Below are 16761 nucleotides of genomic sequence, written 5' to 3'. Positions count from 1 at the left end.
AGAATAATAAACCAAAATTTATTGACGGGATTCCTGCGAACAATCCAAAACCGCTGTAACCTCTACAGATGATAAGTTCATATGTAAGTGGTTCCCAAGATAAAAATCTAATTATCCAGCAGTTTAACGCAGCTGGCTGTACTGCTTCTCCACCAAACAAACGGTAAGCCAACAAAAAAGTCATTATTCCATTATATTAAAATCAATGTATCTCCCAGACTTAGAGCGCGATTACCAGTTTAAGAGGGATCAAATTCGATATGCCTAGTTTGAACAGGTTTGTAAATGCTACTTTAACAACTTTGACTTTGTTTGTTGGAACGGTTATATATCTATCGAAGCCTGCCTCTGCTGATGAAGTATATATAGATAATAATTGCCGTCGAAACCAGTCATTGCCACAAGAGGACAGATTCAAAGTTTTCTACAGTTCACAGATTAGGGCTAACGCTCAGGATTATTTGTTTTATGCAGGTCGATATCAAGATGGCTCGGCAATTTTTTGTATTTCTAGACCTGGCTTTAGAGAAACAAGAGCTTTGAGCGCAAGGCAAATACAAAATCAATTTATTGACAAAATAGTTAAAGTTCCGAATCGGACTGCTACTTTTATAGTTACGGTAGCAGAAGGTAACGGCTCTCGTGTACCTTTGACAGATTATAGGATAGGTTTAAACAACCCAAACAGACCTGTAGTGACTAGACTGCGTAGCAGGTTAGGCAGGATGTAATAAAAAAGGATAAATGAGATTCTCCTACGAAGACGCTCCACGCTCGCGCTCTCACTTTGCATTTATAGGAGTATTTGTTCTTAAAATGCTATAAGCGATCGCCCCCCGAACTCTGCGATCGCTAATTTCATCATCTCTTCTTCTTCCCCACGGAAATTATGAGTTTTTTACCCTAGATGCTGGCTTCAAAAACAACCAACTCACAAAAAAGAAGGAAGCCGTAAATAGTTGCACCAGATCCAAAGAAGACAAATAGCCATCAGAAAACGAAGCGATACTTCTATCCGTAATTCCAAACAGCCATGAGGATACACCCACAAGCCAGATACCGCTTTTTAGACTTGTCAAAAAATCCGTAGCTTCTGTTCCTTGCTCGTTATTCATTATTTCAGCCCTTTTTAGTTAATGATTTGCAGATTTTCTACCAATCCAGGGCTGGAGCGTTTTTATAACTCTTTACTCCCCCTTACCCACTATGTTAAAAAATGTTTCATTTACTTGCCCTGCGTCCAAAGAAGTAGTTGCAAAATACCATAGATGTACTCTAAAGGCAAGAAAATGTATATTAAGTAACGGAATGCCCTGCTAGGCTAGATCTGACATGGCACCGCAGCCTTCAGGCGACAAAGGTTTGAGAGCATAGACAACTAAACCGCGTAATGTGCATGGAAACAGGAAGGTTCGTTGCTAAAATCCATTGAGGAAGTTATCGACCCTTGCTTCGTAAAGTAAAGCCTCATGGCGATCGCAATTGATTTTGGAACTAGCAACACGGTAATTACGCGGTGGAACTCAGCCACCCAGCAGCCAGAAACCCTTAGTTTACCTGGCTTATCGCTCAAAATAGCTGAAAATCCACCCCTGATTCCCAGCTTGCTCTATGTTGAGGACGCCTCGCTGGGAAAAGTTGTGGTAGGACAGCAAGTGCGCGATCGCGGTTTGGATCTCAAAACCGACCCCCGCTTCTTCCGCAACTTCAAACGAGGTATCGGTGCCGATATCCAAGGATTCATCCCAGAACTCGACGGGCAGATACTTACTTTTGAACAAGTAGGAGAGTGGTTCCTTACCCAACTAATTGAACAACTCAACGCCGACAACCCCGACAGCAGCCAGTCTTTAATATTAACCGTGCCCGTTGACAGCTTTGAAGCCTACCGCAACTGGCTGGGCAAAGTGTGTCAAGGGTTAGCAGTGCAACAAGTGCAAATGTTGGATGAACCCACAGCAGCAGCTTTGGGCTACGGCATGGCAGACAAGCAACTGCTGCTAGTGATAGACTTCGGCGGCGGTACGCTGGATCTTTCCCTAGTGCGGTTAGATAGTACAGCAGCTAAGAAACCGCTGGGTTTTATCCTTAAATGGGGTAACAAACAGTTGGGCGAGAAGTCCGCACAGAAGCCAAAAACCGCCCGCGTCTTGGCCAAAGCTGGGCAAAATTTGGGTGGTTCTGATATCGATAACTGGCTGGTAGATTACTTTGCCGATACTCAAGGATTAGCGCGATCGCCCCTAACTACTCGCTTGGCTGAAAGATTAAAAATTCAGCTTTCTTCGCAAGATAAAGCAAGCGAGGTTTATTTCAACGACGAGACATTTGAGAGTTACGAATTAGAATTAGACCGCGATCGCTTTAATTCCATCCTCAAAGAACACGAGTTTTTTGAAAACCTAGATGAGTCAATGACTCAGTTGTTGCAGCAAGCACGAAGACAGGGGATAGAAGTTGGAGATATTGATGCTGTCTTATTAGTTGGCGGAACCGTGCAAATTCCAGCCGTAAAAACTTGGGTGCAGCAATACTTTGAGGAAAGCAAAATTAGGTGTGAAAAACCGTTTGAAGCGATCGCTCAAGGGGCACTCCAACTTAGTCAAGGCGTCGAACTGCAAGATTTTCTCTATCACAGTTACGGAATTCGTTATTGGGATCGCCGAAATAATCGCCATTCCTGGCATTCTTTGATTAAAGCTGGGCAAGCATATCCTATGAATCAGCCAGTGGAATTAGTTCTAGGAGCATCGGTAGAAAACCAGCCGAGCATAGAATTAATTATGGGCGAATTGGGTTCTGAAAGTGGCGGAACCGAAGTTTATTTTGAAGGCGATCGCTTAGTCACTCGCCGACCATTTACAGGCGAAATACCAGTGCAACCGCTCAACGACAGAGAAGGTGCGCGTACTATTGCCCAACTGACACCACCGGGGTTTCCAGGGAGCGATCGCATCAAACTTTTCTTTCGCGTTGATGCCCAGCGTTTTCTGCGAATAACTGTTGAAGATTTGCTAACTAACCAAACCTTGTTAGAAGATCGGGCTGTAGTTCAATTAAGCTAAAAAGATTTTAGATTTTGGATTGGCAATTAAATCCAAAATCTAAAATCCCAAATCCAAAATTTTCCTACTGACGGATTACAACCTTTGTACCTGGCGATGCCCAGTTATAAATTTTGCGGGCTTGAGAGACAGGCAAATTAACACAGCCATGACTCACTCGCGTACCAAAGCGGTTATGCCAGTAAGCTCCATGAATAGCATAGTTACCAGAGTAAAACATTGCATAAGGAACGTTGGGAACATTGTAGTCCCGGCCACGCATGCGAGTTGAGCGCAGCTTATTTTGAATTGTATAGGTTCCGGTGGGAGTAGGAGTCGAGCGCTTGCCGCTGGAAATGCGGGTTGAATAAACTGGTCTTCCACCTTCGTAAGCAACTAACCGCTGGCTTGAAAGGTCAACTTTAATCCAGCGACGCTGAGAACGCACTTTGGCAGCTTTTCTTTTAATTCTGTTTTTCTGTACCGAAGCCTGCCGTGCCCGTACAGAAGATCTCGACGCCGCCTCAGCTGGCATTGTTGACCAGGAAAACAAACCCGTCAATATTAGTGCTAGACCAAACCAGAAACCTACAGACCGACGCAACCAAGCCGAAAATATTAGGCTTTTCATGTTATGAACCTTGAGGAAATCCCGCTAGATTGAGTTTAACTTACAAGCTGGCGCTCTAATTTGCAACCAGGAAAAAATTAATTTTTATAATTTTTTGGCTTGAGGGAGCCGGGGGATTAGAGGCATGGTACAACGGGAAAAGTTTTTAGCTTTAAGGTTGTTAAGTGATGAATTAATAATTCATCACTCATAATTCATAATTCATAACTTTTCTATGTCCCCTTTTAAGGTGTCCCACATTTAATTTGCCCCCGCACTGGCCAAAATTTTTGAAGGGCATAATTTTTCTTTATTTTGCCTTTTACCTTTTAACTTTGGGCTTGCTTAGCAAGTTGCCAAACCGTGCATAAGGTTTTGAGCTAGCTTTTGCATGGCTTCCCACTTCCCGGCTGCTACTAAGTGTTTGGGGAATAAACTGCCCGAAAGACCAACTGCGATCGCTCCTGCTTGTATAAATTCTTTTGCATTTTCCAGGGTCACGCCGCCAGTAGGAATTAAGGGGATGTCACCCAACGGGCCTTGTAAACTTTTGATGTATTTTGCTCCCCCGACTGCTTCAACGGGAAACACTTTTACACAGCTAGCACCCGCTTGCCACGCTGTCACTATTTCTGTCGGCGAGAGTGCGCCCGGTATGATGGGCACGCCCCCATCTACGGCTGCTTTGATGAGAGTGGGGTTAACGTGGGGGGTGAAGAGGAACTGGGCACCGCAGGCGATCGCATTCTCCACCTCCTCTAGTTTTAAGAGGGTTCCCGTGCCAATTATGCACTTGGGTAACTCATCGCGCAGCAGACTAATCAGCTCTGCTGGCTTGTCGCTATTCCAAGTAATCTCAATCAGTCGCATCCCTCCAGATGCCGCAGCATGAGCCATTTGCCGCCCTTTTTCCAATTCGGGAGAACGAATGACAGCGATCGCGCGGTGCTGTTCCATTAGAGATAGCCAAGAAGGATTAGACATTAAAAAATGATGCAATTCTTAACAATCGTTTTCAATATTAAAACTCCATTAATCAGTCGATAGAAAGATGAAGTCATGCCTATAAATTTTTAATAATGGTTTGTATAAATCAACGGAGTAACAATAACATATGGCTCTTTTAAAACTGCAAGACTTCGATCCAGACTATAAAGAAACTTTTGGTGGCGATGACATCAAGGGGCTTGATGTTTACACAGACGCAAGTGCAACTGAAGAAAAAATTGGTTCGGTTACAGACGTTTTAGTGGATGAACAAGGCCATTTCCGATATTTAGTAGTAGACCTCGGATTTTGGGTTTTTGGCAAAAAAGTAATGCTACCCATTGGGCGTTCTCGTGTAGATTATAACTCTCATCGGGTATATGCACTAGGCATGAGCAAAGAGCAAGCGGAAGCTTTGCCGGAGTTTAACGAGCGTCTGGCTCTTGATTACGATCATGAAGAACAAGTTAGGGGCGTATATCGCAACCCCGCTGGCATAGGAAGCACGCCAGCAGAAGCAGCAGCACCAACAGCAGAATCTTTTGCTACTACACCGGGAACGCTCGGCAATACATACGATCGCGACACCTACAACTACGATCGCGAACCAGATCTCTACGCGCTGAACGATCGCGATCATCAAACATTCAAACTTTACCAAGAACGGCTTATTGCCAACAAAACCCGCGTCAAGACAGGGGAAGTAGCAGTTGGCAAGCGCGTTGAAACTGAAACTGCACGCGCATCAGTGCCTATCGAAAAAGAAAGAGTTGTCATCGAGCGAGTTACACCTACCGACGCCGGAGCAGTAATTGCTCCTGGGGAAGTTGCGTTTGGCGAAGGTGAAGTAGCACGAATCGAAGTCTACGAAGAAACTCCTGATATTCACAAAGAAGCCTTTGTACGTGAAGAAGTCCGAGTCAAGAAAGTCGTAGATCGCGACACTGTTAACGCCGAAGAAACCCTTCGTCGCGAAGAGTTAGACATTAATACCGATGGTCAACCAGTTGTACGCGACGGCGATCAAATCCGCTCTGACCGTTTGTAAATAGCCCGCTCAACACAAATATTGAGTTAGCTAACTGGCCTGATTGATTAAAAACTGTGCAGGCGGGGCAGATCTTATGCTCTGCCTGTACTTTTTTAAACTCACCTCAATTTTTGTGTAAGTGTATCTGTTGGCGTAGCTGGGGTTAAGCTACACAGATTTGTTGGAAATTTGATAGATAAGCAATTGCATTTGTAGAGTACTCAGGGAGTAACTATGTTTTTAAAAAGCAAAGAATCTGGCGAGTTGATAAAAGTTCTCAATATTGAGGCGCTGTTCAACCCTAATGAAAAAGCGGTGCATGGAAAAGATCAAGCTGGACAAGAGGAACAAGATCCAGCGTCTTTTGAAAAAGAGCAATTAATTTTTCCTTCAGGCGAAAGCTTACCGCGCTGTTGGATGGATGTAAATTACCAATCCTGATTCTATAGACTAGCGTGGCAGATTTAAATACAAAACGGTCAAAGTCATTTAGGAAATCTGGAAAATGGACAACCCAACATCTGCAACCAAGGTGGAATCTGGTAAAACCAATCTTCGGCTCAAAGTATTGCTCGAAAAACTGAGAACTAAGCTGAGGGATTTTACCGTTGTCGATCGGCTAGGCCATCAGATTGGGCAGGTGAAAGATGCAAAACTAGATAGCGATCGCTCACTCAACCTAGTCATCTATCAGCAGGATAGTTTCCAGGGCGATCGCTTCTTCTTATTAAGAAGTAACTACATACAGCGACTTGATTCTTCGGCAAAATCGCTTGTAGTAGACATTAGCAAAGCGGAAATAGACCAGTTGCCAGAGTATGTGCCGACGAAGCCGCGAGTCGGTAATTCAGAACAGCCATCCAGTCCAGAAATGCTAAATCCTGGGATGTTTGACGAGAATGCAATTAGGCAAGATATCAACTCTCCTGCTTCGTCAATGCCAGTTATAGGTGAACAAGAAGATATTCACGACGAATCTGAGATGGATGATGCGATAGATTTTGATGAAAATTCAGAGGTGGTGACAGAAGAGGTTATTCGTTTACTAGAAGAACGATTAGTCATTGGCACTACCAAACGAAAAGTGGGCGAAGTAATTGTCCGCAAACAAATCGAAACGCGGATGGTACAGGTTCCAGTCAGGTACGAAAAACTGATTATTGAACAAGTCAGCCCAGAATACAAACACCTATCAGAAATTGAATTAGGGCACGGAGAAGTTTCTGGACTTGATGTGACTGAAGTTGTCAGGGAAGAAAGCCAGCCGATTGCGAGTCGCGACAAGGGGTTAACAGTCAGCGGCGAATTTCCCTCAGCTAAAGCAGCCAGCCATCTTTTAGATGCGATCGCCATGCAGCGGCGTCACGGTTGCAAAAAAGTACGAATTGAAATCGTCCTCGAAAATGACGAACATCTAAAAACTTATCAAGAGTGGTTCGATCGCTGTTCTGGCAAGTGATAGCATCGCGATTGTGTACGAGCAAGTAACAGGTAATCGCCACGTATATAGTTGTCTTGTGGATGGGTATGTTACCCGTCCTTTTTTATTACAATCCAACGCCTTGAGCCTGAGTTTGGCTAGATAGTTGGCGATCGATCTTATATTGGGGATATTGCAACTTCGTAGGCAGCTATGAGCTACTGCATCAACCCCAGCTGTCCCAGCCCAAACAATCCCGCCAACGCTAAAAGCCACATTTGTCGCCATTGTGGCTCAGAATTGTTATTGCAAGGGCGTTATCAGGTGATGCGCCTGCTGAGTGACAACAGCGGCTTCGGCAACATTTATGAAGCCTACGATGGCGCAACACCCAAAATATTAAAAATTCTCAAAGAAAATTACAACAAAAATCCTAAAGTCGTTGAGTTATTTCAGCAAGAAGCAATTGTATTAAGCTGTCTCAACCATCCAGGCATTCCCAAAGTGGAATCAGAGGGATACTTCCAGTTTCTACCCAGAAATGGAAGAGAGGCGGTGCATTGCATAATCATGGAAAAGATCGATGGGCTTAACTTAAAGCAGTGGATGAATCAGCAGGGCGATCGGCCCATCAACCAGACTCAAGCTCTTAACTGGTTAAGACAGCTTGCAGAGATCTTGCATATAGTACACAAAAAAAATTATTTTCATCGCGATATTAAGCCACAAAATATTATGATCCGCCCCAGCGGACAGCTAGTGTTAATTGACTTTGGCACAGCTAGAGAAATGACATATACTTACCTCGCTGAAGTCGGTAAAGCAGGTACCTTAACGAGGATTAGTTCAGCTGGTTACACCCCTCCAGAGCAAGAAAAAGGCCATGCAGTCCCGCAGTCTGATTTTTATGCCTTGGGGCGAACTTTTGTTTATTTACTAACAGCCAAGCAAGCAACAGATAAAGATATTTACGAACCTTTAACTGATAAATCCGATTGGCGCAAATATGCCCCAGATATTTCACCGATGCTAGCTGATTTTATCGATAAATTGATGGCTCCCACCGCTGGGGCGCGGCATAAGAATACTCAAGAAATTTTAGACGAACTAGCTAATATTTCGCTTCAAGTGTCTCAGCCGCAACTAAATATTAATCTTAATGCCAATATCATAACCCAACCCCCGCCGAACATTGCGCTACCACCCACAAAAATTGCAGAGGCTAAAAACAAAGGTATTGTGGTAGGGGCTATAGTATTGCTTGGGCTATTAGGAGGATATGGAGGTTGGCAGCTTTACAACCGCTACAAGCCTCAATTTATTATCTCTGAAAATTTGACTCTCATCAACACGCTCGTCGGCCATTCCAGCTTTGTTAATTACCTTGTAATTAGCCCTGACGGGCAAAAATTAATTAGTGCCAGCGCGGACAAAACAATTAAAATTTGGGACTTATCGACAGCAAAAGAAATTCGCACGCTCAGGGGTCATTTTAGCTATGTTAATTATTTGGTTGTTAGCCCCGATGGAGAAATTATTGCTAGCGCCAGCGCAGACAAAACAATTAAAATTTGGGAGCTGCGTACAGGGAAAGAAATCCGCACGCTTAAAGGTCATTCTAGCTTTGTAAATTCCCTCGCCATTAGCCCGGATGGGCAGATTCTTGCTAGTGGAAGCGCTGACACCACTATCAAAATTTGGGAGCTGCGTACAGGGAAAGAAATCCGCACGCTTAAAGGGCATTCTAGCCCTATTAATTGTCTGGCAATTAGCTCGGATGGACAGACTCTGGCTAGTGCAAGTGCTGACAAGATTATCAAAATTTGGAATTTTTACACGGGGAAAGAAATCCGCACGCTCAAAGGACATTCTAACTATGTTAATGCGCTTGCTATAAGCCCTGATGGGGAAAGTCTTGCTAGTGGGAGTGCTGACAAAACTATCAAAATTTGGAATATATATACAGCGCAAGAAATTCGCACTTTGAAAGGCCATACTAACTATGTAAACTATCTGGCGATCAGCCCCGATGGGCAAAAATTAGTTAGTGGGAGTGCTGACAAGACTATTAAAATTTGGAATTTATTAAACGGGCGAGAAATTCGCACGCTAGAGGGGCATTATAACTGGGTTAATTACCTTGCGATTAGCCCGGATGGGCAGACTATTGCTACTGGTAGCGGCGACAAGACTATCAAAATCTGGCGAGTGCCGAACTAATTTTTAAGATGGACATTGCCGCACTTTAATCAAATATTAGAATTGGTGAATAGGCGATCGCTCATTTTCTAGGCGATCGCCATCTTATACTTGCAGATACTACGGAGTTGTTGCACGGTCGATTTTTGCCACATCCTCCACTGACAGTTTTATTTCAAGACTCTTCACCGAGTCTTCTATGCTGGATACCTTACTCGCGCCGGGGATAGGCACGATGCAGGGTGATTCGCAGCGCAACCATGCAAGTACAATCGAGTAGACAGAGACGCTTTTTTGTTTAGCTAAATCCGCGATCGCTGTAATATCTTCCAGTTTACCAACGCGACGACTTCCACCCAGCGGACTCCAAGGCAGAAACGTCAGTTTTTCCCGTTCGCAATACTCGATAACTCCATCAATTTCAGCATCGCGATACCAGGGATTATACTGGTTCTGAACTGATACAATCTCCACAACATCGCGGGCGCGTTTTATCTGTTCTACTGAGAAATTGGAAACGCCAACAAACCGAATTAAACCCTCATCAACTGCTTCCTTTGCAGGTGCTAACGACTCTTCAATAGTATAGTTAGTGTCCGGTGCGTGGTACTGCCAAACATCGATGGGTTTATTGCCACCCAAAGCCTTAAAGCTGGCGCGAATTGTCTCCCGCAAATGCTTCGGATTGCCATTGCGCGTCCAGCTACCATTGGGACGCATCAATCCACCTTTTGTGGCAACAATTACATGACTCGTATCACCAGAATATTGCTGAAGTGCCTTAGCAATTAACTCTTCATTGTGGTGTTTGTCTGATTCATCCTTGCAATATGAGTCAGCCGTATCAATCAAAGTGACGCCGAGATCGAGGGCGCGGTGTATGACTTCTATTGATTGCGATTCTGGGGGTCTGTTACTTAAAGACATTGGCATACCACCAAGCCCAATCGCGCTTATTGTTACACCAGTATTTCCCAGTTGTTTCGTTTCCATCTTTAAACCCGCTTCCGTCGTTCTTGCTTGACTTTCCCTTTAATTGATTTCAAAAATACGATGTTTTGTCGTCTGTCTAACGGTTAATTTTAACTAGAAGCGCTGGTGTAAAAGCGTAAGGCAAATAGCCAAAATAAACGCGAAGCGAATACCAGCGCGAGCGCCAATCCTCCTGCACCCACTATCCAGCCTAATTCACCTCTACCAAGCATCGCTTCGGCGGGAATAGTAGTCAGAAAAGCGACGGGAATCACGAAGGTAAAAAAGAATCTATAAGCAGCAGGATACGCTACCATAGGATATCTTCCAGCGTCTAGCAAACCTCTGAGTACCTCAGTTACGTTATAGATTTTGACAAACCAAATGCTAGTAGCGCCCAGCATAAACCAAAGCGAGTATAGAGTCGCCAATCCAAACGCGATGGGAACTGTACTTAATAAATAATCGCCTATACTCAAACCAAGGCGATCGCCAGCATAGCCAATTAATATTCCTCCAAACGCTAAATCTGGCATACCCCAAGGCGAAACCGTGCGCGTGGAAAGCCAAAATTGGCTGCTTATAGGTTTGAGGAGTACAAAATCTAAAGTGCCTTCTTGGACGTGGCTGACGATACGGTTTAAGTTAGGACTAAGGAAGGTAGCAGAAAAGCCTTGAAGGAGTGTAAAAACACCCAGTACTATTAAAGCTTCTTCCCATTTCCAACCTTGAAAAGTGTAGCCAGTGCGGTAAAAAAGGAAAAGTGAAAATAAGCTTCCCGCAAGGTTTCCCAAGCTGCTAAGTGCTGCTAGCACAAAATTTATTCTATATTCAAGTTCCGCAGCGATCGCCGCACTCCAAAATAACCCCAAAACGCGCAAGTATCGTTTCATTGGATTCAAACCTCATCTGGATTTCCTCCTAACTCCCTTATTTTGGCTGCCATTCGCTCCCGCAGTTGCCGTTCTTGCTGCAATAGTTCCGTTCCCCACAATAACATTTGTCCTGCTTCATCCCACCACCGCAACCAATAGCCACTGCGATTAGATTTAGTACCTATAGAAGGGCTGTTGTATGTTAGTTTTTACTGTCAAATGTTTGGCTCGGCTTTGTCGAAGAGCTGCATACTGTAGACAAATAGTTATTAGTTGAAATTAAAGAGCGATCGCGTTCAGTTTATCTACTATCCACTGGCGCACTTCAAGTATCACTTCGCTAGCAACTTCATCCAGGTAATGATCCGCACCATTGTACAGGGTTAAGTGCTTGGGTTCGCCAGCAATGCTGTAGATATACTGCGAACAGGATGCTGGAAGCACGCGATCGCTTGTACCGTGAATCAGTAATAGGGAGCATCTAGGTGCTAGTTGCGATGCTGGTTTGACACCGTAGGTTTGACTGGAGAGTGCGACTACAGTGCGGACGCTTTGAGAGATAGCAGCCGCGCAGATGACAACAGCACCTCCAAAGGAGTGTCCGAGTAAAGCGATCGCCTCAATTCCTTCGCTTTCCAGGAAGGTGATACCTGCTAGAACATCCAGAACTGATTCCTCAAGCCTGTTCGGGTAACGGTAGCGTATTCTGAGACAGGCGATCGCTTCCCCTCTGAGTTCCTGACAAAGCTGGGGATACAACACTCCTTTCGCCGGGGTGTCCCAACCGCCGCCAGCGCCGCCGACGAATATAGCACCACGTTTAGCACCTGCTGCTGTGTAGTAGCGATAGTCAATGTCGCCAACATTTGTCACCAGTTTAACTGCGCGGTAGTCTTCCTGAAGTGGTTCTTGTTCAATGGCATGAATCACCATCTCTAATACTTCTTGGTCTTCCTCCACGACAGCCTCCCTGCATCAGATAAATTATGGCGATCGCGATCGACTTTTCCCAATCGATCTGCAATTCCTACATTTGAGCGATGATGTACTTACAGCCGTTCTAACCCTTAAAAATAACTAGCTTTCTTTACTTATGAACTAGCTTTGGCTTTGTTTACTTATACGTTTGATAATATTGGTTATATTCTTCTTTTATACGTTGCATATGAATATCTAGGTTATCTTTGATTATCCTAAACCCAAAATCTTCTGGGATTTGCTTAACTATAGTTTTATTATTAAATACTCTACTCAACACTAAATCGCCAACGTAGTTATTAAAATGGTTCGGCTCATAATATAGTCTGTCATTTGTAGTAATTGAATTGAATCCTGAAAAATCCCATACTTCACCAAATATCTCTACGATTCTTTTTAGCCATTTTGTATAACTTTCACTCTCCCACCTACCCGAATTGTGGTGATTGTTTGGGTTTATTATAACCGTTACGTCTATCTTATTTTTAGCTAAAATATACGCGATTTTTTTAATTTCTTCAATTCCATTTTCGTTAGCATTTACTGTTTCTTTTATTTTAATAGGATATACAAATTTTTCCTTTAAATACTTTTCTGGATCTTTATTCATTAAATAGTTATTGTACGGGAGTTGAATTTGACCTGTAGATATATCAAATACATATACTTCCTCCTTTCTTAGATTTTCCTTAATGCAATTAATTAAGCTAGTTGGCTGAAATAAACTATATTTAAAATAAAAGCTTCTCAACGACTCACCCGTAACTTTAGGATGATCCTGCACTAATAATTCTAGAGGGTTTATCTTGGTTAAAACTAAATCGTAGTCGAGGGCTAAAATTAAATTTTTTACCTTTTTATTAGCAACCAACCATTCTACTCTTCGCCTTAAACCTTTTACCGTTTCTCTAACCACTGCCATATTATAATAATTATAGGTATTATTAGATAATTGATTGGCAGATTTTACATTATAAAAATATGCTCTAGAGTTTCCTAAAATAAAAGCATTATATTCATTTTTTTTGGCTAGGTATTCTATTTTTAAGTATCTTGTGTTTGGGGGGAAATTTCGCTTATTAAAATTAGTTATTCCGAATACATTATAGGGATCTATAATAATTGATGTTAACTGAACTACGCAAACTAAAGAAATTGCTATTATTAGCAAAAACTTAATGTAAGATTTATAATTATTTTTCATATTAAAAGTTAAAATATAAAAATTCTGTAGGTCTAACAAGATAGATTATTCCTAGCCCAAAAATCGCGCCCACGCAAATAGACCATATTTTATTGGGTTGCCATTGAAGTTTTTGCCAAAAGCGATCGCTCCAACAGCCAGGAGTTTTTACTACATGATCTAGGGCGGGATTGTAACGTTCCAACCATTCCTGCGTGTTAGGGGTAAACCAAACAACAAACAAAAGAGCCAATATCCAAAAATAAGTCAACATCATCGTTTGTCCGCCCTCATTGAGAAAAGTTACACCTAGAGCCGTTAACGATGGTTTAATTGGCGCTACTTGATTAACAATAGCCTCCGGAATAGCAATACCATTACCTCCTACCATTCCCTTGAGGATAGCGATCGCAGCAGTCATGTTTTTTGCCCTAAACAAAACCCATGCAACTACTGTAGCTGCAAACGTTACCAGGCAAGATAATGCTCTACTCCACCAGCGAGTTTTATTTAAATCGTGTCCTAGAGATTTCCGGAACCCATGCCATTGATGATTGATTACTAGGTAAATTCCATGCAACCCGCCCCATAATACAAAAGTCCATCCCGCGCCGTGCCAAAGGCCACCCAGCAGCATAGTAATTGTTAAATTAATATAGCGTCGTAGTTTTCCCTTGCGATTTCCACCCAGAGGAATGTAGAGATAATCGCGCAGGAAGTGGGAAAGAGTAACGTGCCACCGTCGCCAAAATTCTATGATATTTAGAGATTTGTAAGGGGAGTTAAAGTTAAGCGGGAATTTGATACCAAACATCCTCGCTGCACCGATTGCCATATCTGAGTAGCCGGAAAAGTCAAAGTAAAGCTGCAATGAGTAGGCGATCGCTCCACCCCACGCCTCAAAAAATGTCGGCGAACCGCCCGTTGCGGCTCCCTCAAACACTGGAATTGCATAGACAGCAATGCTGTCGGCAAACACTACTTTTTTAAATAATCCGCTAGCAAAGATAGTTAATCCTACGGCGATATCTTCAATATTCGCTGTGTATATTGCCTTGTTCTCAAATTGCGGTATCAGTTCTTTGTGATGAACGATAGGGCCAGCTAATAAGTGGGGGAAGAAGGTGATAAATTGGCAGTAGTTTAAGAAGCTATAGGGCTTAGGTCTTTCAACATTGCTTATAGTGGCAGCAGTTGAAAAACTTTCCCTACCTCCCGACTCTTGTACCCTAAGAGCTGACACGCTGTTACTTTCGGCATTATTCTCTTTGGCTTCTTGGCGATAGACATCTACTAGATAGGCAATTTGTGTAAAGGTAAAGAAAGAAATTGCTAAGGGAAGGATGATGTCCTGTAAGTTAAACGATGTTCCTAGCAGTTTGTTTGTGGTTGAAAGCAGAAAATTTGTATATTTGTAATATCCCAGCAACGCGATATTTCCAATAATTCCCAACGTTAATAAGCTTTTTCTAGTAAGGCCTAAAAGTGTAGATTGGGAAGAGCGGCTAATACTTAATCCAATAAAATAGTTAAATAAAATGGAACCCACCATTATTACTAGATAAGCAGGGTTCCACCATGCGTAAAAAATTACTGAGGCGGCTACGAGCCAAGCATTAGCAATTTGATAATATCCTCGACCGCCAATCTGAAAAAATATTAAAAGTGTGATGGGGAGAAATAAAAATATAAACTCATAGGAGCTAAAAACCATAACGATGCTTCCATAGCAGAAATTGTTGCTTCCTACTTTATACTTAGAGAAGATTAACAAAATCTAACTTAAGAGGGAAGCAAAATATTTCGCTATAAGCACTGTAAAGGCGGCATAAACAAAAGCTTCGCGGCTGGTAGATAGGGGGGATGCTCAAGAGAACTACCCTACAGGCTTCGTCCTAAGCACCTCACCCCATAACAGCCAATTAAGCAAGTCAAAAGTTAAAAGACTGTCCTGCAAAAGAGTGTTTATAGGCAAATTAAATTTTGCACGGGTTATCTATTAATTTGCCGAATGGTGATCGCCTGAGTGTGTGGGAATCGGCATCACCAAGACTTTATCAACTCGGTTGCCATCCATATCCGCCACCTCAACACACCAGCCCATCCATTCAAAACGATCGGCAGCAGCAGGGATGCGCCCCAAATGAGTCATCACAAAGCCGCCCGTTGTGTGATAGTTTCCTCTTTGCTCTTCGGGCAATTCTTCAATATTCAACAGCTCGAAGAATTCCTCGACAGACAACATTCCATCGACGTAATAAGAACCATCGCCGCGATCTATGATTGGCCGATCTTGCTGTTCATCAGCTGAGGGAACATCACCAACAATTTCTATTAAGATGTCGTTGAGCGTGACCAATCCCTGAGTGACGCCGTACTCATCTACGACCAAGGCAATGTGGGTTCCAGTTTGCTTAAACAACTCCAAAACTTTTAATCCCCGCGTGCTTTCAGGGACAAATAATGGCTGTCGCAACGATACTGTCAGGTCAAGCGGCTGACCTGTGAGACTGCGAGCTAACAAATCGGTGACTTGCAATACGCCTAATACATTATCAAGGCTGCCTTGACAGACGGGAAACTGAGAATAGGCGCTGTCAATCATTTTTTCTCTGTTTTCCTCGGCTGAGTCTTCCAAGTCAAGCCAAACAACATCTGGTCGCGGCGTCATCAAGGCGCTGACTCGCCTATCCCCCAGGCGAAACACCTGCTCGACCATATCGTGTTCGGCTTCTTCAAAGATTCCCGCCTCCGTCGCTTGGTCGATCAAGTCCGAGATCTCGTTTTGTGTGACGGGTGGTTCTGTGGAGGGTTTAATACCCAAGAGCCTGACCACCATATCAGTAGAAGCGCTTAATAGATAAACAACGGGGGAAGCGAAGCGGGCGAACATCTGCATGGGGATGGCGACAGCCGCAGCAATTGGTTCTGGGTTGTTTAATGCCAACCGCTTGGGTACCAGTTCGCCAATAATTAGGGTGACATACGTGACGATCAAAATAGCGACGCCGGAGGCGATCGCTTCTCTATACCTTTGCTCTATGGGGACAAGAGCTAACACGGGTGCTAGTTTCTGAGATATCGTTCCTTCACCGAAAGCACCAGACACAATTATGAGGAGTGTTATCCCTACCTGAACTGTGGGAAGGAACTTATCCGGGTCGTTAGCCAGTTCCAAAGCAGCCCTTGCCTTAGCATCCTTGTTGGCATCCTGTTGCAGCCGCACCTTCCGCGAAGAGACAATCGCCAGTTCTGACATAACAAAAAGAGCGTTAACAAGGGTCAGTAGTAAAAGAATGAGAAATTCCATAATTAGGGACTAAAGGGACTGGTATCGGCGGTTAACGTTACCTAAAGGTGGATTTTGCGTTCCTAGCTTCAAGTTTTCAGGGATGTTTAGGGAGTCCACCAACTACCTAACCCCTGCGGCTATGCATCGAATAGCGTTCGCAAGCCCGACAAA

Annotated in this window: 15 protein-coding genes; 6 read left to right on the top strand and 9 right to left on the bottom strand. The window is 43.5% G+C overall.

The window, feature by feature from the left end:
• The first annotated feature begins 260 nt into the window (after positions 1-260).
• On the top strand, positions 261-731 hold the full coding sequence (locus H6F77_RS01160; RefSeq protein WP_190484522.1) for a hypothetical protein: 471 nt from the start codon (positions 261-263) through the stop codon (positions 729-731).
• A gap of 156 nt (positions 732-887) precedes the next feature.
• Here H6F77_RS01160 and H6F77_RS01155 read toward each other — a convergent pair whose 3' ends face one another.
• Positions 888-1115, bottom strand: coding sequence for a hypothetical protein (locus tag H6F77_RS01155; protein ID WP_190484520.1), 228 nt, complete (start codon positions 1113-1115; stop codon positions 888-890).
• Between the two features lie 354 nt (positions 1116-1469).
• Between H6F77_RS01155 and H6F77_RS01150 the strand changes: the two genes are divergently transcribed.
• On the top strand, positions 1470-3065 hold the full coding sequence (locus H6F77_RS01150) for an Hsp70 family protein (RefSeq protein WP_190484518.1): 1596 nt from the start codon (positions 1470-1472) through the stop codon (positions 3063-3065).
• A 64-nt stretch (positions 3066-3129) separates the two neighbouring features.
• On the opposite strand, the gene H6F77_RS01145 is transcribed toward H6F77_RS01150, so the two are convergent.
• Positions 3130-3675 (bottom strand): L,D-transpeptidase, encoded by a 546-nt coding sequence (locus tag H6F77_RS01145; protein ID WP_190484516.1) that lies wholly within the window; start codon positions 3673-3675, stop codon positions 3130-3132.
• 324 nt (positions 3676-3999) lie between these two features.
• The gene (locus tag H6F77_RS01140) at positions 4000-4638 is read right to left on the bottom strand and encodes a bifunctional 4-hydroxy-2-oxoglutarate aldolase/2-dehydro-3-deoxy-phosphogluconate aldolase (protein WP_190484514.1); all 639 of its coding nucleotides are present in this window, start codon (positions 4636-4638) and stop codon (positions 4000-4002) included.
• A 130-nt stretch (positions 4639-4768) separates the two neighbouring features.
• On the opposite strand from H6F77_RS01140, the gene H6F77_RS01135 reads away from it, so the two are divergent.
• The 4 genes from H6F77_RS01135 to H6F77_RS01120 all read left to right on the top strand — a co-directional run bounded on the left by H6F77_RS01135 (position 4769) and on the right by H6F77_RS01120 (position 9311).
• Positions 4769-5689, top strand: a complete 921-nt coding sequence (locus H6F77_RS01135) for a DUF2382 domain-containing protein (RefSeq protein ID WP_190484512.1) — start codon at positions 4769-4771, stop codon at positions 5687-5689.
• Positions 5690-5905: 216 nt separating this feature from the next.
• The gene (locus tag H6F77_RS01130) at positions 5906-6112 is read left to right on the top strand and encodes an acetyltransferase (protein ID WP_190484510.1); all 207 of its coding nucleotides are present in this window, start codon (positions 5906-5908) and stop codon (positions 6110-6112) included.
• Between the two features lie 64 nt (positions 6113-6176).
• Complete coding sequence (locus tag H6F77_RS27700) at positions 6177-7130, top strand: YsnF/AvaK domain-containing protein (RefSeq protein ID WP_190484508.1); 954 nt, start codon at positions 6177-6179, stop codon at positions 7128-7130.
• Between the two features lie 174 nt (positions 7131-7304).
• Positions 7305-9311, top strand: coding sequence for a serine/threonine-protein kinase (locus H6F77_RS01120; RefSeq protein WP_190484506.1), 2007 nt, complete (start codon positions 7305-7307; stop codon positions 9309-9311).
• A 99-nt stretch (positions 9312-9410) separates the two neighbouring features.
• On the opposite strand, the gene H6F77_RS01115 is transcribed toward H6F77_RS01120, so the two are convergent.
• The 6 genes from H6F77_RS01115 to H6F77_RS01090 all read right to left on the bottom strand — a co-directional run bounded on the left by H6F77_RS01115 (position 9411) and on the right by H6F77_RS01090 (position 16557).
• Entirely contained in the window at positions 9411-10283 is an 873-nt protein-coding gene (locus H6F77_RS01115) for an aldo/keto reductase (protein ID WP_190484504.1), read from the bottom strand.
• 89 nt (positions 10284-10372) lie between these two features.
• Positions 10373-11155 (bottom strand): ABC transporter permease, encoded by a 783-nt coding sequence (locus H6F77_RS01110; RefSeq protein ID WP_190484502.1) that lies wholly within the window; start codon positions 11153-11155, stop codon positions 10373-10375.
• Positions 11156-11416: 261 nt separating this feature from the next.
• Entirely contained in the window at positions 11417-12097 is a 681-nt protein-coding gene (locus H6F77_RS01105) for an alpha/beta hydrolase (protein ID WP_199321113.1), read from the bottom strand.
• 154 nt (positions 12098-12251) lie between these two features.
• Positions 12252-13319, bottom strand: coding sequence for a hypothetical protein (locus tag H6F77_RS01100; protein ID WP_190484500.1), 1068 nt, complete (start codon positions 13317-13319; stop codon positions 12252-12254).
• Position 13320: 1 nt separating this feature from the next.
• Positions 13321-15012 carry an MBOAT family O-acyltransferase gene (locus tag H6F77_RS01095; protein ID WP_190484498.1) on the bottom strand — a complete coding sequence of 564 codons (1692 nt, stop codon included), beginning with the start codon at positions 15010-15012 and terminating at the stop codon, positions 13321-13323.
• A gap of 285 nt (positions 15013-15297) precedes the next feature.
• Complete coding sequence (locus H6F77_RS01090; RefSeq protein ID WP_242021813.1) at positions 15298-16557, bottom strand: hemolysin family protein; 1260 nt, start codon at positions 16555-16557, stop codon at positions 15298-15300.
• Between the last annotated feature and the right edge of the window lie 204 nt (positions 16558-16761).

This window comes from Microcoleus sp. FACHB-831 (assembly GCF_014695585.1).
Lineage (GTDB): Bacteria > Cyanobacteriota > Cyanobacteriia > Cyanobacteriales > FACHB-T130 > FACHB-831.
The sequence above is the reverse complement of the archived record's forward strand: the minus strand, read 5'-3'. Positions and strand labels throughout refer to the sequence as shown.